This is a genomic window from Kitasatospora sp. NPDC058444, assembly GCF_042721415.1.
GTDB lineage: Bacteria > Actinomycetota > Actinomycetes > Streptomycetales > Streptomycetaceae > Kitasatospora.
The window spans coordinates 145,969-164,295 of the sequence record NZ_JBHXLL010000010.1 but is presented as its reverse complement, the minus strand read 5'-3'; the positions used below and the strand labels follow the sequence as shown (position 1 = coordinate 164,295).

19 protein-coding genes are annotated in these 18,327 nt (G+C 75.2%); 10 read left to right on the top strand and 9 right to left on the bottom strand.

Going from position 1 to position 18,327, the window contains the following annotated elements; all coding sequences use genetic code 11:
- Nucleotides 1–81: 81 nt before the first annotated feature.
- Together ACFWP2_RS14375 and ACFWP2_RS14370 are read right to left on the bottom strand one after the other, a co-directional pair.
- Nucleotides 82–1,113: a DUF1648 domain-containing protein gene (locus tag ACFWP2_RS14375; protein ID WP_380450746.1), complete on the bottom strand. Its 1,032-nt coding sequence runs from the start codon at nucleotides 1,111–1,113 to the stop codon at nucleotides 82–84.
- Entirely contained in the window at nucleotides 1,110–1,457 is a 348-nt protein-coding gene (locus tag ACFWP2_RS14370) for a GntR family transcriptional regulator (protein ID WP_360346479.1), read from the bottom strand. Before ACFWP2_RS14370 ends, ACFWP2_RS14375 begins: the two co-directional genes overlap by 4 nt.
- A 349-nt stretch (nucleotides 1,458–1,806) precedes the next feature.
- Here ACFWP2_RS14370 and ACFWP2_RS14365 point away from each other — a divergent pair, with 349 nt between their 5' ends.
- From ACFWP2_RS14365 to ACFWP2_RS14355, 3 genes are all read left to right on the top strand, one after another.
- A complete protein-coding gene (locus ACFWP2_RS14365; protein WP_380450744.1) occupies nucleotides 1,807–3,501 on the top strand; it encodes a hypothetical protein in 1,695 nt (564 codons plus the stop codon).
- 243 nt (nucleotides 3,502–3,744) lie between these two features.
- Nucleotides 3,745–4,299 (top strand): universal stress protein, encoded by a 555-nt coding sequence (locus ACFWP2_RS14360; protein ID WP_380450743.1) that lies wholly within the window; start codon nucleotides 3,745–3,747, stop codon nucleotides 4,297–4,299.
- Between the two features lie 329 nt (nucleotides 4,300–4,628).
- Nucleotides 4,629–5,225 (top strand): GNAT family N-acetyltransferase, encoded by a 597-nt coding sequence (locus tag ACFWP2_RS14355; RefSeq protein ID WP_380450741.1) that lies wholly within the window; start codon nucleotides 4,629–4,631, stop codon nucleotides 5,223–5,225.
- 7 nt (nucleotides 5,226–5,232) lie between these two features.
- Here the strand turns inward: ACFWP2_RS14355 and ACFWP2_RS14350 are convergent, their stop codons facing one another.
- Nucleotides 5,233–6,216 (bottom strand): S1C family serine protease, encoded by a 984-nt coding sequence (locus ACFWP2_RS14350; RefSeq protein ID WP_380450740.1) that lies wholly within the window; start codon nucleotides 6,214–6,216, stop codon nucleotides 5,233–5,235.
- 206 nt (nucleotides 6,217–6,422) lie between these two features.
- Here ACFWP2_RS14350 and ACFWP2_RS14345 point away from each other — a divergent pair, with 206 nt between their 5' ends.
- Together ACFWP2_RS14345 and ACFWP2_RS14340 are read left to right on the top strand one after the other, a co-directional pair.
- Complete coding sequence (locus ACFWP2_RS14345; protein WP_380450739.1) at nucleotides 6,423–7,388, top strand: Clp protease N-terminal domain-containing protein; 966 nt, start codon at nucleotides 6,423–6,425, stop codon at nucleotides 7,386–7,388.
- 74 nt (nucleotides 7,389–7,462) lie between these two features.
- Nucleotides 7,463–8,143, top strand: a complete 681-nt coding sequence (locus ACFWP2_RS14340; RefSeq protein ID WP_380450738.1) for a GPP34 family phosphoprotein — start codon at nucleotides 7,463–7,465, stop codon at nucleotides 8,141–8,143.
- Nucleotides 8,144–8,297: 154 nt separating this feature from the next.
- On the opposite strand, the gene ACFWP2_RS14335 is transcribed toward ACFWP2_RS14340, so the two are convergent.
- Nucleotides 8,298–8,714, bottom strand: a complete 417-nt coding sequence (locus ACFWP2_RS14335; protein WP_380450736.1) for a DUF3592 domain-containing protein — start codon at nucleotides 8,712–8,714, stop codon at nucleotides 8,298–8,300.
- A 197-nt stretch (nucleotides 8,715–8,911) separates the two neighbouring features.
- Between ACFWP2_RS14335 and ACFWP2_RS14330 the strand changes: the two genes are divergently transcribed.
- Nucleotides 8,912–9,898, top strand: coding sequence for a right-handed parallel beta-helix repeat-containing protein (locus tag ACFWP2_RS14330; RefSeq protein ID WP_380450735.1), 987 nt, complete (start codon nucleotides 8,912–8,914; stop codon nucleotides 9,896–9,898).
- 69 nt (nucleotides 9,899–9,967) lie between these two features.
- Here the strand turns inward: ACFWP2_RS14330 and ACFWP2_RS14325 are convergent, their stop codons facing one another.
- From ACFWP2_RS14325 to ACFWP2_RS14310, 4 genes are all read right to left on the bottom strand, one after another.
- Nucleotides 9,968–11,239: an NAD(P)/FAD-dependent oxidoreductase gene (locus tag ACFWP2_RS14325; RefSeq protein ID WP_380450734.1), complete on the bottom strand. Its 1,272-nt coding sequence runs from the start codon at nucleotides 11,237–11,239 to the stop codon at nucleotides 9,968–9,970.
- Nucleotides 11,240–11,367: 128 nt separating this feature from the next.
- A complete protein-coding gene (locus tag ACFWP2_RS14320) occupies nucleotides 11,368–11,778 on the bottom strand; it encodes a nuclear transport factor 2 family protein (RefSeq protein WP_380450842.1) in 411 nt (136 codons plus the stop codon).
- 28 nt (nucleotides 11,779–11,806) lie between these two features.
- Nucleotides 11,807–12,610 (bottom strand): MBL fold metallo-hydrolase, encoded by an 804-nt coding sequence (locus tag ACFWP2_RS14315; RefSeq protein ID WP_380450732.1) that lies wholly within the window; start codon nucleotides 12,608–12,610, stop codon nucleotides 11,807–11,809.
- Between the two features lie 121 nt (nucleotides 12,611–12,731).
- Complete coding sequence (locus ACFWP2_RS14310) at nucleotides 12,732–13,298, bottom strand: hypothetical protein (protein ID WP_380450730.1); 567 nt, start codon at nucleotides 13,296–13,298, stop codon at nucleotides 12,732–12,734.
- A gap of 124 nt (nucleotides 13,299–13,422) precedes the next feature.
- Between ACFWP2_RS14310 and ACFWP2_RS14305 the strand changes: the two genes are divergently transcribed.
- The 4 genes from ACFWP2_RS14305 (at nucleotide 13,423) to ACFWP2_RS14290 (ending at nucleotide 16,972) form a co-directional block, all read left to right on the top strand.
- The gene (locus ACFWP2_RS14305; protein WP_380450728.1) at nucleotides 13,423–13,560 is read left to right on the top strand and encodes a hypothetical protein; all 138 of its coding nucleotides are present in this window, start codon (nucleotides 13,423–13,425) and stop codon (nucleotides 13,558–13,560) included.
- Nucleotides 13,561–13,598: 38 nt separating this feature from the next.
- Nucleotides 13,599–14,456 carry a PhzF family phenazine biosynthesis protein gene (locus ACFWP2_RS14300; protein ID WP_380450726.1) on the top strand — a complete coding sequence of 286 codons (858 nt, stop codon included), beginning with the start codon at nucleotides 13,599–13,601 and terminating at the stop codon, nucleotides 14,454–14,456.
- A 362-nt stretch (nucleotides 14,457–14,818) separates the two neighbouring features.
- Nucleotides 14,819–16,042, top strand: a complete 1,224-nt coding sequence (locus ACFWP2_RS14295) for a phosphotransferase (RefSeq protein WP_380450725.1) — start codon at nucleotides 14,819–14,821, stop codon at nucleotides 16,040–16,042.
- A gap of 9 nt (nucleotides 16,043–16,051) precedes the next feature.
- Complete coding sequence (locus ACFWP2_RS14290; RefSeq protein ID WP_380450724.1) at nucleotides 16,052–16,972, top strand: LysR family transcriptional regulator; 921 nt, start codon at nucleotides 16,052–16,054, stop codon at nucleotides 16,970–16,972.
- A 51-nt stretch (nucleotides 16,973–17,023) separates the two neighbouring features.
- Here ACFWP2_RS14290 and ACFWP2_RS14285 read toward each other — a convergent pair whose 3' ends face one another.
- Nucleotides 17,024–18,241, bottom strand: coding sequence for an MFS transporter (locus tag ACFWP2_RS14285; protein ID WP_380450723.1), 1,218 nt, complete (start codon nucleotides 18,239–18,241; stop codon nucleotides 17,024–17,026).
- Nucleotides 18,242–18,327 lie beyond the last annotated feature (86 nt).

The window sequence follows — 18,327 nt, the reverse complement described above, 5'->3', positions numbered from 1 at the left end:
CCTTCCGCGGCCTCCGCTTCCCGCTCTCGCTTCCGCCTCAGCTTCCGCCTCGACTTCGGCCTCCGCCTCCGCTGAAACGGTTCAGCCCGTGGACTCCCGGGTGCGCGCGATCAGCGCGTTGAGCAGCGCCGCCCCGCGCTCGGCGTCGTCGACGCTGACCGCGAAGTCCGCGCCCCGACGGGTGCGGACCACCAGGCAGACGCCCCCGCGCAGCATCACGGTGGTGCCGAGCCCGTTGATCCGGTAGCCCCAGCCGCCCGCCTGCGCGGCGGTGCGCCGTTCGGCGCGGGCGGACTCGAGTTCGGTGGGGGACCAGTGCCGGGCGGGCCGGCCGAACGGGCCGAAGCCGACGGTCAGGCCGCGGGCGGTCACCCGCGCCCGCACCGAGGAGCAGCCGAGGGAGGCGAGGGCGACGACGGCGAACGGCACCACCAGTGCCCAGTCCAGCTCGGCGACCCCGCTCGCGGCGGCCACCACCCCCGCCACCGTCACCAGCCCGAACACCGCGGCGGTCAGCTGGAGCCACGGGTTGGCGGCCCGGGAGAGCCAGACGAACCGCTCGCCCGGCGGCAGGTCCAGCGGCGCCGCCCCGGCCACCGGGCGCCGCTCGGGCCGGCCGCCGTAGCGGCGGCCCGCCAGCCAGGCCAGCAGCCCGGCGAGGCCGGTGGCCAGCAGGATCAGGACCACCTCGACACCCATCGGTGCGGCGTCCTGCCAGCGGGCGCGGTCCAGGTTGGCGTGCACGATCGAGGTCTGCGCCCCCGTCAGCAGCACCCCGCCGGCCGCCAGCGTGGCCGCCGCGGCCCCGGGCGACCGGCCGGCCCAGTACCGCCGCAGGGCCACCGAGGTCAGCACCAGGACCGCCCAGAACGCGGCCGGGAACAGCGCGGCCGCCGTCAGCGACATCGAGTCGTCCGGCTCCCGCCCGTTCCAGTGGGTGGCCAGCGGGTCCGGCAGCCGGTGGCGTGCCACCAGCGGCAGGGCGATCAGCAGGGCCGCCACGCCGACGGACCAGGCCGCCGCGGCCCAGACCGCGCCGCGAGCCGGTCGTTCCGCCGCGGTCGGCTCCTCCGCCGTCCCCGCTGTCCCCTCGTCCGTCACGTCGTCCGTCACGACATCCCCCTGATCATGTCCACGAGATCGTTCCTGCTGTAACCGGCCCGGGCCGCGTCCTCGACCAACCGTCGTACGCGGTCGACCAGTTCGGAGCGGGTGTCGGCGCCGGTCGCGATCGTGATGCCGCGGCCCCGGCGGAACTCCAGCACCCCCTCGTCGCGCAGCGTGCGCAGCCCGCGCAGGACGGTGTTGGTGTTCACCCCCAGCGCCCGGGAGAGCTCCCTGGCCGGCGGCAGCTTGTCCCCGGGGGCGCACTCGCCCTCGGCGACGGCCCGTCTGATCGCGCCGGCGACCTGTTCGTGCAGCGGTCGGGTGTCCCCGATGTCCAGCTTCAGCAACATGGTGCTACTGACGATAGCACCATGCATGTTTCCGGGAGTCCTCCCGCCCGCCGGTCGGAAGGCGGAGACGCTCCAGCGCGGCAGCTCACCAGCCGGGGTGGATCACCTCCCCTCGCAAGGCTCGACGGTGCTGCGAGCTGCTTCTGGTCAGGCCGGGGCTAATTCGGGACAGAGCCCGAGGACAGCAGAGTTCGGACAACAGGGGGTGCCTACTGTCGGTGGAGCTGCCGGCATTCCCCAGCGGGACATGTGACCCTCGTAGGACCTCGGCGGCACCCGGCAACAGCCCGAGTCGAACGCGCGTCTTCTGCCCGCACCCCGTGAAAGCCAAGGTAGGGAGTCCATACCCGTGCCCTCTGTGCTGCACTACGAGATCGTCACGGATCCGACACCGCTTCAAGTCTCGCGTCCCGGCGCGCCGTCCGTAGGCGCGGTGTACGTGGTCGTCTCCAACACGAGCCTGTCCGAGGTGAAGATCGAGCACATCGATGTGCTGATTCCGGTCGGCACCGGGAGCGGTGACCTGACAGACGACGTCTCGGCGATCAAGGCGAGTGTCACCGGGACCTACGAAAAGCCGTCGGGTACGGAGCCGAGCTTCGCTTGGCACAGCGGAAGCCGCTTCCGGTTCGCCTTCACCTCGGGGAAACGGGTGAAGCTGCCCGGACAGGAGTCCTTCGTCCTGAAACTGGAGAACATCCCGGTTTCCGACCAGGCAGGGCTGGTCGTCATCGGGATGAACGAGAAGGCGGCCAACGGCGGCACGTCCATCAACCGCTACCCCTTCGTCACCAACCTCGCGTTGGTGAAGCAGACGCCACTGGTCCCGCAGAACCTCCGCGCGGAGATCGCCCTGGTGGACGCCGGCGATGACGTCGTCCTGCACTGGGACGGTCCGGACAGCCTCACGTACTGGATCCGCTATCCGGACGGGACCTTGGAGCCCGCCGACCCGCCGGCACGTCCCGCTCCCGTACGGTTCGGGCCGCACCGGCACACTCCCGCCCTCGCCCTGAACCGGGGCACCACCTACACCCTCGTAGCCGGGACGACCGACAGCAACGGAGAGGTGCAGGAGGGGTACTTCCTCACCACCACCGTTCATGCGCGCATCCCCGAGTTCGAGAGCGGCGTGCGTGCCCCGTGGGCCGAAGGAACGGAAGAGCAGGGCCGGGTCACCTTCACCACGGGCGGCGTGCGGGTCGACAACGACAACGGCACCCTGGGGACGGTCCTGGCCGGGACCGCCGACGTCAACGAGGTGAGGACCGAAAAGGTCAGGGGGAAGGGCGCGGACGCCGGCTGGATCGAACTCCCCGACACCGGCATCACCGTCCATCATGGCCCCGGCCCGGAACTCGGTGCCGTCGTCGCCAAGCGCATCGACGCCGAGGGCGTCAACACCTCATGGGTCGGCGACCGCACTGCGGGCAAGGGCTGGATCGAGTTCCCGTCGGCGGGCATCAGTGTCCGCAGGGACGGCGGCCAGGAGCTGGGCACGGTCGCCGCCGACAAGGCGGATCTGAACGGGGTCAACACCGAATGGGTCCAGGGCCGCGGGCCCACGGACGGCCGGGTCGAGTTCCCGTCGGCGGGCATCAGTGTCCGCAGGGACGGCGGCCAGGAGCTGGGCACGGTCGCCGCCGACAAGGCGGATCTGAACAGTGTCACCACGCAGTGGACCGAAGGCCCCAGCGGGACGAAGAGCCGCCTCGCCTTCACCGACACGGGCGTGAAGATCACCGACCCCGACGGCCACCGCGGCACCATCGTGGCGGGCGAGACCAACGTCCGCAGCGTCGTCACCCCCTGGGTCTCGGGGCCCCAGCCCGGCGCGGGATGGATCGCCTTCCGGGTGGAAGGGGTGGACGTGATGCGGGACAGCGAGGTGTCCTTCGGCACCATCCGAGCCGCCTCGTTCGAGGAGAAGGACGGCGGGACCGGACGGCCCCTGCACCGGAGGCTCCCCCCGTACGCGTGGCCCCCGAAGTCGGACCAGCAGAAGCCCGCCACCTCCAGCAACCTGCGGGAGGATCCCGAGTAGGCGCCTGGCCTCGTTCGGCCGTCCGTCGGGCCCGCGTCTCCAGCTCGCACGCGAGTGCGGCGGAGGCGTGGGCCCCACGCCGAACGGGTGAGGTCGGAATGGTCGGGGCACCCGGCGGGCCGCGTATGGAGAGCGTTGGGAACAGCGGCCGGAACGTCAGGAAGCCGTCAAGGAGTGCAGGTCGGCCCCGTTGTGGCGGTTGGGTGGAGGACGACGGCGAAGACGACCACACGAGGACGGATCATGCACGGCAACAGGCGGCACGACGACGGCGCGGCACCCAGGGTGGTGGTCGGGGTGAGCGGGTCGCTGGGAAGCCTGGCCGCGCTGCACCGCGGTGTCGCCGAGGCCCGCGACCGCGGCGCCGTCCTGGTGCCGGTGCTCGCCTGGGAACCGCCCGGCGGCGAGCACGGCTACCGGCGCTCGCCCTGCCCGCCGCTGCTCGCCGCCGTCCGGGAGGCCGCCGAACGGCGACTGCGGGACGCCCTCGACGCGGCCTTCGGCGGCGCCGACCCCGGCGTGCCGCTGAGCCCGGTGGTGGTCCGCGGCGATACCGGCCCGGCCCTGCTGCACATCGCCGACCGGTCCGACGACCTGCTGGTCCTCGGGCGCAGCGGCGGCCCGCTTCGGCGCCGGCTGCGCCGCGCGGTGCCCGCCTACTGCGCCCGGCGGGCCGGCTGCCCGGTGCTGACCGTCCCGGTGCCCGAGCTGCTGCACGACCTGGAGGCGCTGCACCGGCACACCCGGTGGCACCTGGCGGTCGCCACCGAGCGCGAACTCGCCCCGATGCAGCGGTAGTCCGCGGTGCGGACGCACTCGGCCCGACGGGTACGGGTGGCCGTGCCGCGCCTCGGCGCTCCGCGCTGAGGGCGCGGCCCATGGACGGTCCGCCCGTACGGACCTCACCGGGGAAGCGGGGCTCCGGCCGGTATCCGGATTTCCCCGGCGAACCGGTGGAGGCAGGTGGCGGGCGCGGCGCCCCGGTTCAGCCGAACACGAGGGCCACGAGCATCAGTAGGGGCGCCACGACCCAGGAACACCGCACCGACGGCCTTGCATCTGAGTGATTGTCAGATCATGTCGACCCTGCCCGCCGCGCCGGGGATAAGGGCGCGCAGGATGTCCGTATGCAGATGACCAACGTGCCCCGGGCGGCGACCCTCGACGACGTGTCGTCCATCAGCCGATCGCTGGCCCTGGCCTTCGCCGACGACCCGATGATGTGCTGGTTCTTCCCCGACGCGGCCACCCGGCCGGCGGGGCTGGACGGCTACTTCACCACGCTGTTCACCCGGCAGTACGGGCGGCACGGGGTGTGTGAGCGGACCGCGAACGCGGCGGCCTTCTGGGTGCCGCCGCAGGCACAGGACAAGGCGGTCCCGGACGAGGAGACGCTCCGGGAGCTGGCGGAGCTGCTCGGCGACCGGGCCGAGCCGTTCCGGCGCTCCGTCGAGGCGGCCGCCGCCGACGTGCCGCAGGAGCCGCACTGGTACCTGGCGGTCATCGGCGCAGAGCCGGCCACCCAGGGCCAGGGGCAGGGCGGCGCCCTGCTGCGCTCGGGACTGGCCAAGGCGGACGCGGACGGGCTGCCCGTCTACCTGGAGTCCTCCAAGAAGGAGAACCTGGCGCTTTACGGGCACTTCGGCTTCGAGGTGCTGGAGGAGGTCAGGCTGCCGGAGGACGGGCCGGAGCTCTGGGTGATGCGGCGTGCGGCGAGCTCGTAGCTCCCGGTCAGTCGTCGGCGGGCAGCTCCGCCGGGACGGCGAGCACGTCGACCAGTGCCTCGCCGCGCAGGACGGTCAGCGGCAGCGGGCGGCCGATCGCGTCGGCCAGCATCAGGCGCTGGAGGGCCTGGGCGCTGCCCATCGGCTCGTCGGCGGCGGTGAGCAGCAGGTCGCCCTCGTGCAGCCCGGCGCGGTCGGCGGGTGCGCCGGGCACCACCTCGACGATCCGCAGGCCGGTGCGCTGCCCGGTGCGGTGGCGCAGGGCCGGCGGCAGGGGCGCGGGCACCCCGGCGAGGCCGAGGTAGGCGCGGCGGATCCGGCCGTCGGAGAGCAGAGCGGCGACGATCCGGCGGCTGGTGGCGTCGATCGGGACGGCCAGGCCGAGCCCGTTCCCGGCCACCGCCGTGGTGATGCCGATCACCTCGCCGTTCGCGGTGGCCAGCGCGCCGCCGGAGTTGCCCGGGTTGAGCGCGGCGTCGGTCTGGATCACGTTGTCGATGACCCGCACCGTGCTGCCGGAGCGGGCCGGGATCGAGCGGCCGAGCGCGCTGACCACGCCCGCCGTGACCGTCCCGGCCAGCCCCAGCGGGTTTCCGACGGCGACGACCAGCTGTCCGACCCGCAGGCCGGTCGCCTCGCCGAGCGCCACCGGCGTCGGGGTCGGCCCGTCGGCGCGCAGCACGGCGAGGTCGGAGAGCGGGTCGGCGCCGATGGTGTGGAAGGGGGAGGTGGTGCCGTCGGCGAAGGCCAGTGTCCCGGCGTCGGCGTGGCCGACGACATGGGCGTTGGTGAGCAGGAACCCGTCCGCCGTGAAGACCACGGCCGAGCCGAGCGCGGTGCTGAACCAGCCGCCCCGCCCGCGCCGGGGGACCTGGAGCGCGGCGACCCGCGGCGTCAGCGCGGCGGCGACGGAGGTGACGATCCGGGAGTAGGCGTCCAGCGGAGCCTCCGCCTCGGGGACCGGGCCCGGCCCGGGGAGCGTGTCGGCCATGGTGCTCACCCCTCTCGCGGGCGCGGTTCTCATGATGGCACCAGATGGCAACAACGGTGGGGCGCCCGGTCTTCCGCGTCCTCGGCCGATGACGTGCTGACGCGTTCTTGACGTACGGGGGGCGTGCGGGTGGCGTGCGGGAAATGCCCAAGAGGGGGAAAAGCAGAGGTATTGTTCGAGTAAAGCCGCAGTCGTGGGAGGGGCCGATGGACACGACCATGCTGGAGCCGGACTGGCACGCGCTCGGTGGGCCGGGCGGTGGGCAGGGAGACTGGCCGGGTGACGGGCCGCTGGGGACGGAGCACCTCCTGGTCGCGGTGGCCGGGGAGGAGGGCCCCGCCGGCGCGGCCCTCGCGGCCGCCGGGGCGGGCGCGGACACCCTGCGCGCCCTGGTCCGGGAGCGCGAGGGGCGCTCGACGGCGGACGACGGGCCCGCCGCCGGCCGGGAGGGTGGCCGGCCGCTGAGCGGGGCCGCCGCCCGGGCGCTGGCCGTCGCGACGGAGCACGCCCGCCGGGACGGCGAACCGGGCTGCACCGCCGAACACCTGCTGCGCGCCCTGCTTGCCGATGGCCACGCCGATGGGCCCGGTGACGTGAACGGTGACGGGAGCCCCGACAGCCACCGCGGCCGGACCCGCGCCGCCGAGCTGCTGCGCGCGGCCGGCGTCGCGCCGCAGGCCGTCCTGGACCGGCTGGACGGTGCCGTGCCGCAGGGCGGTGGCCTCGACCCGCTGCTCCGACCCACCCGGGAGGCGTTGCTGGCCCGCCGCACCCACCCGGCCCCGCGCTGGAAGCGTCTGCTGCGGCCGGGCCCGTCCGCGCCGGCGGCCTGGATCCGGCCGGAGGCCGACGCCCAGGCGGAGCGACTCGGCCGCCGTACGCCCGGCACCGAGCACGTCCTGCTCGCGCTGCTGGCCGCGCACGAAGTGTCCTGCCACGAGCCGGGGTTGGCGGTGGAGGACGGCGCCGGTGAGCTGCTCGCCGGGCTCGGCCTCGACTACGCCCGGGCGCACGCGGCGCTCGACTCCGGCGAGGTGGTGCTGCCCGCCGACCCGCGCGCGGTCGAGGCCTTCCTGGCCGACGCCGCGGGTCAGGGCACCGATCGGCTGGTCCGGGCGTTGCTGGAGGAGGACACCCGGGCCCGGCGCCTGGTCGAGGCCCTGCGCGGCTGAGGCGGCGCCGGCGCGGCGAACTGCGTCCGCCGACGCCGGACGACACCGACGACACCGAGAGAAAAGGACACCCGATGCACGTCACCCTCGCCGAGGAGCTGATGCTGCTCTCGCTGGACGACGAGTCCGGCGTGGCGAAGGACGCCTTCACCGCCGCCTGGGCCGCCGCGGGCGGCATCCTGGCCGAGCTGGTGCTGGCCGGGCGGGTCGCGATCGAGGACGGGCGGCTCACCGTCACCGACCGGACCCCGACCGGGGAGCCGCTGGTGGACGGCCGACTGGCCCGGCTCGACGAATGGGCCGCCGGACACCGCTCCGGCAAGGCCAAGGCGGCCGACTGGCTGACCAAGGACCGGGCCACGGTGGTCGCCGACGCTGTCGGGCGGCTGTGCGAGCGCGGCCTGGTGGTCGAGGAGCGCCGCCGGGCACTGGGGATCTTCCCGGTCCGCCGCTACCCGGAGGCGGACGGCAGCGCGGAGCGGGAACTGCGCGAGCGGCTGGCCGCGGCCGTGCTGAACGGCGCCGAGCCGGACCTGCGCACCGCCGCCCTGGTGGCCCTGCTGCACGGCTCCCGGCTGCACCGGCTGGCCTTCCCCGAGCTGCCCCGCAAGCAGGTCGAGCCGCGCTTCGCCGAGATCGCCGCCGGTGACGGGGCGGCCGAGTCCGTCCGCGAGGCGATCCGGACCATGCAGGCCACCATGGCCGCCGTCACCACCGCGGCCACCGTGGCGGCGACCACCGCCGCCACAGTCTGAGCATGCCGGGCGGGTCGTGCGCCGAGCCGCGCGCAGCCCGCCCGTCCCTGCCGCTCAAGGCACGGTTCAAGGCCGCGCAAGGCACGGCTCAAGGCACCGCGCAAGGCACGGCTCAAGGCACCGCGCAAGGCACGGCTCGAAGCGCCGCGGTCGCTCAGAGCACCGCGGCGCCGAGCGTGATCGAGCAGAGCACCACCAGCACCCCGAGCGCGAGGAACCCGTACTCCAGCCCGGCCCGCTCCCGCCCGTCCACCAGCACCTGCCGGGGGTCCGCCGGGTCGTAGCGGACCGGGACGAAGCCGCCGTCCGGCAGTGGGTGGCGGGCGGTGGAGGGGACGGGGGAGAAGACCTCGACCACCCGGCCGTCCTCGGTCTCGAACTGGAGCAGCGGGCGCGGCGGCAGCGCGCGGTCCTCCGGTGCCAGGGCGCGCTCGCGCACCAGCGCCCGCGCCGGGACGCCGACCCGCCGCAGCCGCCGAAGCTCGCGCAGACCGACCGCCCCGGCGAGGTAGGCGACCACGCCGCCCAGCGCACCGAACACCACCACCGCGAACCCGGCCGTACCGCCCATCGCCGCCTCCCTGTCCGCGACTGCCCGCCACTGCCCGCGACTGCCCCGCGATTCCCCCCGGGGCTCCAGTATCACGCGGGCGAGGCGCTCTTGACGCCCCGGAATGGTCCAGTCCACCCTGGGTGACGGCATGTTCCTGTCACCACCGGCCCCCCGGCCGCCCCGGCCGGTCCCGACCACCGCGAGGAGCACCGTCCGTGACCAAACGCCGCACCGCCCCCGCCGTCCTCGCCGCGCTCGCCGCCCTCACCCTCGGCGGCGCCCCCGCGGCCGTGGCCGCCGACCCCGCCGCCCCGGCGGCGGCCGTGGTCAAGGTCACCACCGCCAAGCAGCTCCAGAGCGCCCTCGCGGCCGCCGCGCCCGGCCAGACCATCCAGCTCGCCGACGGCACCTACTCCGGCAACTTCAAGGCCACCACCGCCGGCACCGCCGCCGCCCGGATCACCCTCACCGGCACCGCGAAGGCCGTCCTCACCACCCCCACCGGCGGCGGCTACGGCCTCCACCTCAACGGCGCGAGCTACTGGACCGTCCAGGGGCTGACCGTCACCGGCGCCCAGAAGGGCATCATGGCCGACGCCGCGAACCACGTGCTGCTCGACGGCGTGACGGTCCACCACACCACCATGGAGGGCGTGCACTTCCGCAACTCCAGCGCGTACGGCACGCTGCGCGACTCGCGCGTCCACGACACCGGCCTCGGCGGGGACGGCATGGGCGAGGGTGTCTACGTCGGCACCGCCAACACCCTCGCCGACCGCAGCGACCACGTGCGGATCACCGGCAACACCTTCGGCCCGAACATCGGCGGCGAGAACGTGGACCTCAAGGAGGGCACCACCGGCGGCCTGGTCTCCGGCAACACCTTCGACGGCGACGGCCTCACCGGGCGCAACTACGACGACTCCTGGGTCGACGTGAAGGGCAACGACTACGTCATCGAGAACAACACCGGCCGGCGCACCACCGACGACGGCTACCAGACCCACAGCGTCCAGCCGGGCTGGGGCTGCGGCACCGTCTTCCGGGGCAACCGCTCCGACCTCACCGGCGCCACCGGCCCGGACCGGTACGCGATCGACGTGACCGACTACGACGCGGCGACGTGCGGGACCACGATCGGTGCGGGCAACACCGTCACCGGGGGCCGGGGCCTGGTGAACCCCGGCGTCCCGGTCGGATAGGGCCTGTCCGGCGGGTCTCGCGGTCGGGTCCCGTCGGGTCCCGTCGGACCGGCCGGACGGGCCCGGGCCCTACAGGTCCCCGAGCGGCGTGTCCGGGTCGGCCAGCGCCTCGGCGTCCACCACCCGCCCCGAGCGCACCAGTTCGCGGATCGGGTCGGTGACGTCCCAGACGTTGACGTTCATCCCCGCGAGCACCCGGCCGCCGGACAGCCAGAACGCGATGAACTCGCGGGTGGCCGGGTCGCCGCGGAACACCACCCGGTCGTAGCCGTCCGGCTCGACGTAGCCGACGTACTCCATGCCGAGGTCGTACTGGTCCGTGAAGAAGTACGGGACCCGGTCGTACACCGCGTCCGGCTGTCCGAGCAGCGCGCGGGCGGCGGTCTGCGGCTGGTTGAGCGCGTTGGCCCAGTGCTCGACCCGCACGTGCCGGCCGAACAGCGGGTGGTAGGCGTTGGCGACGTCACCGGCCGCGTAGACGTCCGGGTCCGAGGTGCGCAGGTGCTGGTCGGTCTTGACGCCGTTGTCGACCTCCAGCCCGGCCGCCTCGGCGAGGCCGGTGGCGGGGGAGATGCCGATGCCGACCACCACCGCGTCGGCCGCCACCGTCGTGCCGTCGGCGAGCCGCACGCCGCTCACCGTGCCGCCCTCGCCGGTCAGTTCGGTCACCTTGACGCCGAAGCGCAGGTCCACCCCGTGCTCCCGGTGCAGGTCGGCGAAGACCTGGGCGACCTCCCGGCCGAGCACCCGCAGCAGCGGCAGTTCGAGCGCCTCCAGCACCGTCACCTCGGCGCCCGCCTCCCGGGCCGCGGCCGCCACCTCCAGGCCGATCCAGCCGGCGCCGATCACCGCGATCCGGGCCCCGGGCCGCAGCGCCGCCTTGATCCGGTCGCTGTCCTCGACCCGGCGCAGGTAGAGCACCCCGTCCTGGTCCGCGCCGGGCACCGGCAGCCGACGCGGCACCGAGCCGGTGGTCAGCAGCAGCTTGGCGTACTCCACCCGGCCGTCGTCGGCGAGCGTCACGGTGTGCCCGGCCGGGTCGATCGCGGCCACCGCCGTGCCCAGGCGCAGCGTGACGTCGTGCTCCGCGTACCACTGCGGCGGATGGACGTAGATCTTCTCCCGGGCCGTCTTGCCCTGGAGGTAGCCCTTGGACAGCGGCGGCCGCTCGTACGGGCGTTCGTGCTCCTCGCCGATCAGGACGATGCCGCCCCGGTATCCCGCCTCGCGCAGTGCCTCGGCCGCCTTCGCGCCGCCCAGGGACGCCCCGACGATGACGATCGGGCGCTCCCGCCCGCCGTCCGCTCCGGCCGCCCCGGTGCCCGTGTCCGTGCCCGCCATGCTCGACTCCTCGCTCTCCGGCCGTGGTCGGGGCCAGCCTGCCGCCGTCCGGGTGGTCTGTCGAGACCGCGCCTGGCGCGCCGCGCCGCGCTCGCCCGAACGGGTGATGCCCGGGGCCCGGGCAGGCCTCAGTCGGTCATCGCCGCCCTGACCAGCGCGGTGTCGGTGAACTGTTCGAAGCGCACGATCCGGCCGCCGCGCACGGTGAAGTGGTGGACGACCCGGACCGCGAGCGGTTTTCCGGTGGCCCGGTGGACGGCGGTGTAGCGGCCCAGCACCACCACCGTCTCGCCGTCCACCACGTAGGTGTCGTCGTGCGCCGTCCAGTCGTCCCAGTCGGCGGCCAGCCGCTCCATCACGTTGGCGGTGACGCCCTTCGGGGTGCGGTACGTGCCGCCCAGCGGGAAGCCGGCCATCTCGGTCCACTCCACGTCCTCGGCCAGGGTGGCGCGCAGCGCGGCCAGGTCGCCGCGGGCGGACGCCAGGTACTGGCGGCGCACCACGTCGGCGGGGGCGGAGGACTCCGCGAAGGAGGACACGTCCCGGGGGATCTCGATCACCGTCCGCTCACCCCCAGGCCATCTCGCCCATGACGACCTTGGTGCCGATGTCCACCGCGATCCGCAGCCCCAGCGTCGGGAAGCGCCGCTCCAGCGCCTCCTTGGCGGCGGCCGCGTCCGGGGCCCGGCCGATCTCGGTCTCGAAGGCGCGCAGGTAGGCACGGGTGTGGTCGACGGCGTTGAGGTCGGTGGGCGCGCCGGCGATCCGGTGGCCGGCCGCCACCCAGGTCGGGTGGAGCGCCTCGATGCCGTCCAGCAGGTCGATCCAGGCGGCCCGTTGGGCGGAGGCGGGGGTGTCGGCGGTCCACACGTGGAGGCCCTCGAAGAGCAGCACCCCGCCCAGCACGGCGCGGTGGTGGTGCTGCCAGAGGTAGTGCCGGTCCGGCAGGTGGAAGTCGGCGCCGCGCAGCTCGAAGCGGTGCCCCTCGAAGACCAGCTCGTCGCCGTGCAGCACCTCGGGCCGCACCAGCCGGGTGGGCAGCTCCGGGCCCAGGTGCGCCCAGGCGCGCAGCTTGGCCTCGTACGTCTCCTGGATGTGCTCGACGGTGGAGGCGGTGGCCAGGAAGCGGGCCTGCGGGAAGGCGTCCTGGACCTCCTGGGCGCCGAAGTAGAAGTCCGGGTCGCCGTGGCTGACGAAGACGGTGGTCAGCCGCTTGCCGACGGCCCGGATCCGTTCGACCAGCCGGCGGCCGTCGGAGCGGGTGAACCCGGCGTCCACCAGCAGGGCGTCGTTCGGGCCGGTGACCAGGACGGAGGTCTTGTTGAGCGAGCTGTCGGGGCTGTCGATGATCTCGAAGTCGAGAGCACTCATGGGCTGAACTGTCCTTCCTCCTGGCCGGCACGCCTCGCCGTCAGCATCGGTGCTCGGCGCGGCGTCCGCATCCGGAGGGGCCGGGTGCCTCCCGCGGACCCGGCGCTCCGCCGCCCGCGCCCTACCCGCGGGTCCAGAGCGTGAGGTCGCTGCTGGTGGCGACCGCGAGGGTCCGGCCGGTGGGGGAGAAGCCGGCCGCGCGGAAGGTGGACCGGTCGGAGTCCAGGACCAGCCACCAGCTCTCGCCGTGCTCGCCCTGCCACGGCCCCCGGCCGTTGGCGAGCAGCACCCGGTGGTGCGGCCACTCCGGCGCGACCACCTCGACGTGCCAGCCGCCCTCGGCGGCCGTGTGCAGCCCGCCGCCCCACAGTCCCGCCACCGGGATGCGCACGTCCGCGACCTGGCCGAGGCCGGGGCAGGCGAGGTCCAGGCCGTCCGGGTCCTCGGCGGGCTCGTGGTCGCGGGCCAGTTTGAGGCCGCTCACCGCGTCGAACAGGCCGTGGCCGCCGTGCGAGACCGTCAGCACCAGGTCGTGCCCGCTCTCCGGGTGGACGGCGAAGCCGATGCCGAGCAGTCCGCCGACCGCGAACAGGCCCCGGCCGACCGGCCGCCACGGCTCCGGCGGGGCGGTCACCTCGGCGGCCAGGATCCGGTCGCGGAGGTGCTGCTGGTGCGGGGTCAGCGCCATGCGGCCGATCATCCCACCGGGGCGTGCCGACCGGCGGGTGCCCGCCGCGTCGGCCCGTCGGCGTCCCCGTCGGCCCGCACACCGCCGGCGACCGGCCTCGGCCCGGCAGCTCAGCGCGCCCGAGGTGTCCCGGCAGCCGGCCGTGCCGCTCAGGGCCGGGCTGCTGACGGCCCGGCGGCGCGGGCGGTACCCGCTCGACGCGCCGGACCGGGCGGGCAGCGCCCGGCTCGGCCCGGACCTCCCGGAGGCGGTGCCGCGGTGAGCGGGAACAGTCGGCGCGTCCGGTGCGTTCGCCCGATCATGACCGACGACGCCACCCCTGAGATCCTCCGCTACGCCGCCTTCGCCACCCGCCCCGAGGGCGGCAACCCGGCCGGCGTGGTGCTCGACGCCACCGGGCTGACCGACGAGCGGATGCTCGCCGTCGCCGCCGAGGTCGGGTACTCCGAGACCGCCTTCCTGACCGCCGGCCCGGCCGAAGGGACGTACCGCGTACGGTACTTCAGCCCGCTCACCGAGGTGCCGTTCTGCGGGCACGCGACGGTCGGCTCCGCCGTGGCCCTCGCCGAGCACACCGGCCCCGGGCGGTACGTCTTCGCGACCGCGGCCGGGGACGTGCCGGTCGAGGTCGCCCGCGGGACCGACGGGCTGCTGCGCGCCACCCTGACCAGCGTCGAGCCGAAGGTCGAGGAGGTGCCGGCGGCCGACGTCGCGGAGGCGCTCGCCCTGCTCGGCTGGTCCGCCGCCGACCTCGACCCGGCCCTGCCGCCCCGCATCGCCTACGCGGGCGCCCGGCACCTCGTCCTGCCGGTCGCCACCCGCGAACGGCTGGCCCGGCTCGACTACGACTTCGACGGCCTCGCCGCGTACATGCGCGCCCGCGACCTGGTCACCCTGCAGCTCGCCTGGCGGGAGGGCCCCGAGGTCTTCCACGTCCGCGACCCGTTCCCGGTCGGCGGTGTGGTCGAGGACCCGGCGACCGGTGCCGCCGCGGCCGCCTTCGGCGCGTACCTGCGGGAGCTCGGCGCGGTGACGGCCCCGGCCGTGCTGACCCTCCACCAGGGCGAGGACCTGGGCCGCCCGGGCCTGCTGCGCGTCGAACTGCGGGCCGAGGACACCCGGGTACGGGTCTCCGGCACGGCGGTGGCGATCGGCTAGCGCGCGGCTCCGGACGTCAGGGCGAGGGCTGCGGCGGGACCGGCTCACCCTCGCCCCACCCGGTCGACCGACAGCCGCGCGGAGCCACGCCGGACGGTGCCCCTCGTCTACGTGGTCCCGCCCGCCGCGGGCAGGCCGCACACCAGCGCCACCGTGCCCGATCGCCGTGTCACCGGCCCGAGCGCGGCCGTTCCGCCGGCCGGGGTCGGGCCGGCCCGGGGACGGTGCCCGGGAGCAGGCGAGGGCGGCGGCGGACGCGAACGGGCCCGGCCGACCGCCCCCCGGGGCCGCCGGTAAATCGCTCGCGTCCGACCGATCGGATGGGCGAAGCTGCTCGGATGCAGCGAGCGAGCCTTCGGACCGTGACGGTCGATCTCACGTACGGCGACGAGTACTTCGGGCAGTTGGGCCCCTTCGAGGTGGACCTCGGCTGGTGGTCCGCCGTGGACGAGGTGGTCGCGCGGGCGACGGAGGCCGCCGCGGTGCCGGTGCTGGTGGCGCGGCTGGTCGACGGGCGGAGCGAGGACCCGGGCCACGGCGGGCGGGTGCGCTACCACGCCGAGGCGCTGCGCCGACCGGCCGGGCTCGACGCCGGCGCTCCGGACGAGGGGACGGCCGCGCTGCTCGGCCCCGCCGAGCGCCGCGCCGCCTGGGCCACGCCCGCGGGCCTGCGGGCGGCGCTGGCCTGGGCGGAGGCGGAGCTCGCCGCCGTCGGCCGCCCGCAGGCCGGGCCCGCCCGGCAGATCCGGACCTGGAACCTCTCCGGCATCTTCCGCCTCCCCACCGCCACCGGCGTCGACGCCTGGCTGAAGACCACGACGCCCGCGTTCAACGCCCGGGAGGGCGAGGTCATCGAGCTGCTCGGCGGCGTCGACCGCGGGCTCGTCCCGTCCGTCCTCGCCGCCGACCCCTCCGGCGGGCGGCTGCTGCTCGACCACGTCCCCGGCGAGGACTGCTGGGCTCCGTCCGCCGGGACGGTCGCCGACCTCGTCCCCCGGTTCGTCGCCGCCCAGGCCGCCCTCTCCGACCGGCCGGCCGACCTGGCCGGACTGCGCGACCGCACCCCCCGCGCCCTGGCGGCCCAGCTGACGGCCCTGCTGGACCGGCTCGCCGGGGAGAGCGACCTGACGCCTGAGGAGCTGGACGGCCTGGCCGGCTTCGCCGCCGACCTGCCCGGGCTGCTGGACCGGCTCGCCGACTGCGGCCTGCCGGACACCCTGGTGCACGGCGACTTCCACCCCGGCAACTGGCGTTCGGACGGCGCGCGCACGGTGGTCGTCGACTACGCCGACTCCTGCCTCGGCCACCCGGCCCTGGACGGGCTGCGCCCCCGCGCCTACCTCAACCCGGAGGCCTGGCAGCACCACGCCCGGATCTGGACGGAGGCCTGGCGGCGGCACGCCCCCGGCTCCGACCCGGGCCGCGCCCTCCACCTCGCCGAGCCGCTGCACCACCTGTCCTACGCCCTGCGCTACCAGGAGTTCCTGGACCACATCGAGCCGAGTGAGCGCCCGTACCACGAGGGCGACCCGGCCTCCGAGCTGCGTCGCGTCCTGGCCTGCGGCCCGGTCGCGCGGCGGACGTAGACTTCCCGGATGGAACGACCGACGCCGGCCCCCGGAGCCTTCGGGCCGCCCGTCCTGCCCGAACTGCCGTTGCAGGAACTGGAGTGCTTCTCCGTCCTCGTCCACCAGCTGCACTTCGGGCGGACGGCGCAGCGCCTCGGTGTCTCGCAGGGGCGGGTGTCCCAGCTGATCAAGCGGCTGGAGAGCCGGATCGGCGCGCCGGTGTTCGAACGGACCAGCCGCCGGGTCGAGTTGACGGAGCTGGGGCGGGCGCTGGCCGAGCAGGTGGTGCCCGCCTTCGAGCGGCTCCGGGACGGGTACGAGGCCGCCCGGGCGGGGGCCGCGACGGCGGAGCCGCTGCGGCTGGGCTTCCAGTGCGCGGTGTACGAGCCGGTCGCCCGGGTGGTCGCGAGCCTGCCGGAGGGGACGGTGCAGCTGGTCGAACTGCCGTGGGCGGACCCGTTCTCGCACCTCGCGCGGGGTGAGATCGACCTGGCGATCGTGCTCGCCCCGTGCCGGGAACCGGGGCTGGAGGTGCTGATGGAGTTCTCCCGGCAGCCGGTGCGGGTGGCGGTCTCGGCCGCGAGGCGCCTCGGCGGGGCGGACGGGGTGAGCGTGGACGAGCTGGCCGCGCTGCCGCTGATCGAGCCGCGCGGCCCGGCGCCCGAGTACTGGCGGCGGGTCAACGCGCCCCGGCGGACGCCGGACGGGCGGGAGCTGGCCTACCCGGCGGGTGCGGCCACCATCCAGGAGGGCCTGTCGATGGTGGCCGGCACCCGTCAGGGGCTGTTGCTGTGCGAGCGCAGCACGACGTACGTCCAGCGGCCGGACATCCGTTTCCTGCCGGTGCCGGGGCTGGAGCCGACGGCGCTGGAGGTGGTCCAGCAGGAACGGCGCCCGCACCGGCTGGCGGCCGGGTTCGTCGAGCTGCTGGCCGGCCACGTCGACTGAGCCGAAGGGCTGGAGTCGAAGGGCTGTCGCCGAACGGCTGGAGCCGACGGACTACGGCCGGTCCGGCCTTCCGGCGCCCGGCCGGGAGAGCAGGGTGAGCAGCAGGCCGAGGGCCGCCAGCCCGGCGGCGGTGAGCAGGGCGGCGCGGTTCCCGGCCCGGTCGACGACGAGGCCGCCGGCCAGGGAGCCGAGGGCGATGCTCGCGTTGAACACGCCCGCCCAGATCGCCGCGGAGGCCTCGACCCGGGCCGGGGCGGCCAGCCGGACCCAGGTCTGGGTGGCGACCGACACGCCACCGTACGAGGCTCCCCAGACGACCAGGACGAGCAGCACGGTGACGACGCCGCCGGCGTACGCGAGCAGGGCGGCGGCCAGGGCGACGCCGCCGAGGGCGAGGGCGACGGCGGTCTTCGGGCGGCGCCCGGCGAGCGGGCCGAGGGTGAAGTTCCCGGCGACGCCCGCGAGTCCGTACACCAGCAGGCAGGCGGCGATGACGCCGCTGCTCAGGCCCGCGTCGGCTTCGAGGACCGGGCGGACGTAGGTGTAGCCGGCGAAGTGGCCGAGCACGACGAGGGCGGTGATCGCGATCCCGGCGGCGACGCCCCGGTGGTACCGGACGCCGGCCAGCCCGCCCAGCCGTCCGCTCTCCTGGGCGGTCGGAGCGGTCGGAGCGGGCAGCGCGGGCAGCGTGGTGGCGAGGACGGCGGCGGAGGCGGCGCCGAGCAGGGCGAGTGCCCAGAACGCGGCGCGCCAGTCGAGCAGCGCGGCCAGGTAGGTGCCCAGCGGGACGCCGAGGACGGAGGCGATGGAGACGCCGGAGAAGATCAGCGTCATGGCGAGGGGGAGGCGCGGGCCGTCGGCGAGGCGGGGGCCGAGGCTCGCGGCGAGGCCCCAGACGACGCCCATGGCGGCGCCGAGCAGGATGCGCCCGGCGGCCAGGACGGCGAAGTCCGGCGCCAGTGCCGTCACCGCGTTGGCGACGCCGAGCAGCAGCATGAAGGCGACCAGGACGGTCCGGCGGTCGCGCGGGCCGACGAGCCGCGGGGCGAAGGGGGAGAGGACGGCGGCGATCAGGCCGGTGACGGTGAGGGAGAGGCCGGTGACCCCGTCGGTGACGCCGAGGCTGTGGGACATCGGGGTGAGCAGGCCGACCGGCATCATCTCGGAGGAGACCACGGTGAAGGTGGCGAGTGCGACGGCGAGGACCGGGGACCAGCGGTGGGCGGTGGGTGAACCGGCCGGTGGGGCCAGGGTGTCGGCATGTGTCATGCGGCCAGCCCATCAGCCGGCCGAAGGGCCCGACAAGATCGATGAGCTCATCGACCGATGAGCCTGACTAATCGATCGCCCGGCCT

Excerpts from the sequence above, each read along its gene's own strand:
- ACFWP2_RS14370 (WP_360346479.1), bottom strand. The coding sequence starts at position 1,457 with ATGTTGCTGAAGCTGGACATCGGGGACACCCGACCGCTGCACGAACAG.
- ACFWP2_RS14360 (WP_380450743.1), top strand. The coding sequence starts at position 3,745 with ATGCACGGCAACAGGCGGCACGACGACGGCGCGGCACCCAGGGTGGTG.
- ACFWP2_RS14355 (WP_380450741.1), top strand. The coding sequence starts at position 4,629 with ATGCAGATGACCAACGTGCCCCGGGCGGCGACCCTCGACGACGTGTCG.
- ACFWP2_RS14350 (WP_380450740.1), bottom strand. The coding sequence starts at position 6,216 with ATGGCCGACACGCTCCCCGGGCCGGGCCCGGTCCCCGAGGCGGAGGCT.
- ACFWP2_RS14345 (WP_380450739.1), top strand. The coding sequence starts at position 6,423 with ATGGACACGACCATGCTGGAGCCGGACTGGCACGCGCTCGGTGGGCCG.
- ACFWP2_RS14340 (WP_380450738.1), top strand. The coding sequence starts at position 7,463 with ATGCACGTCACCCTCGCCGAGGAGCTGATGCTGCTCTCGCTGGACGAC.
- ACFWP2_RS14335 (WP_380450736.1), bottom strand. The coding sequence starts at position 8,714 with ATGGGCGGTACGGCCGGGTTCGCGGTGGTGGTGTTCGGTGCGCTGGGC.
- ACFWP2_RS14325 (WP_380450734.1), bottom strand. The coding sequence starts at position 11,239 with ATGGCGGGCACGGACACGGGCACCGGGGCGGCCGGAGCGGACGGCGGG.
- ACFWP2_RS14315 (WP_380450732.1), bottom strand. The coding sequence starts at position 12,610 with ATGAGTGCTCTCGACTTCGAGATCATCGACAGCCCCGACAGCTCGCTC.
- ACFWP2_RS14310 (WP_380450730.1), bottom strand. The coding sequence starts at position 13,298 with ATGGCGCTGACCCCGCACCAGCAGCACCTCCGCGACCGGATCCTGGCC.
- ACFWP2_RS14300 (WP_380450726.1), top strand. The coding sequence starts at position 13,599 with ATGACCGACGACGCCACCCCTGAGATCCTCCGCTACGCCGCCTTCGCC.
- ACFWP2_RS14290 (WP_380450724.1), top strand. The coding sequence starts at position 16,052 with ATGGAACGACCGACGCCGGCCCCCGGAGCCTTCGGGCCGCCCGTCCTG.
- ACFWP2_RS14285 (WP_380450723.1), bottom strand. The coding sequence starts at position 18,241 with ATGACACATGCCGACACCCTGGCCCCACCGGCCGGTTCACCCACCGCC.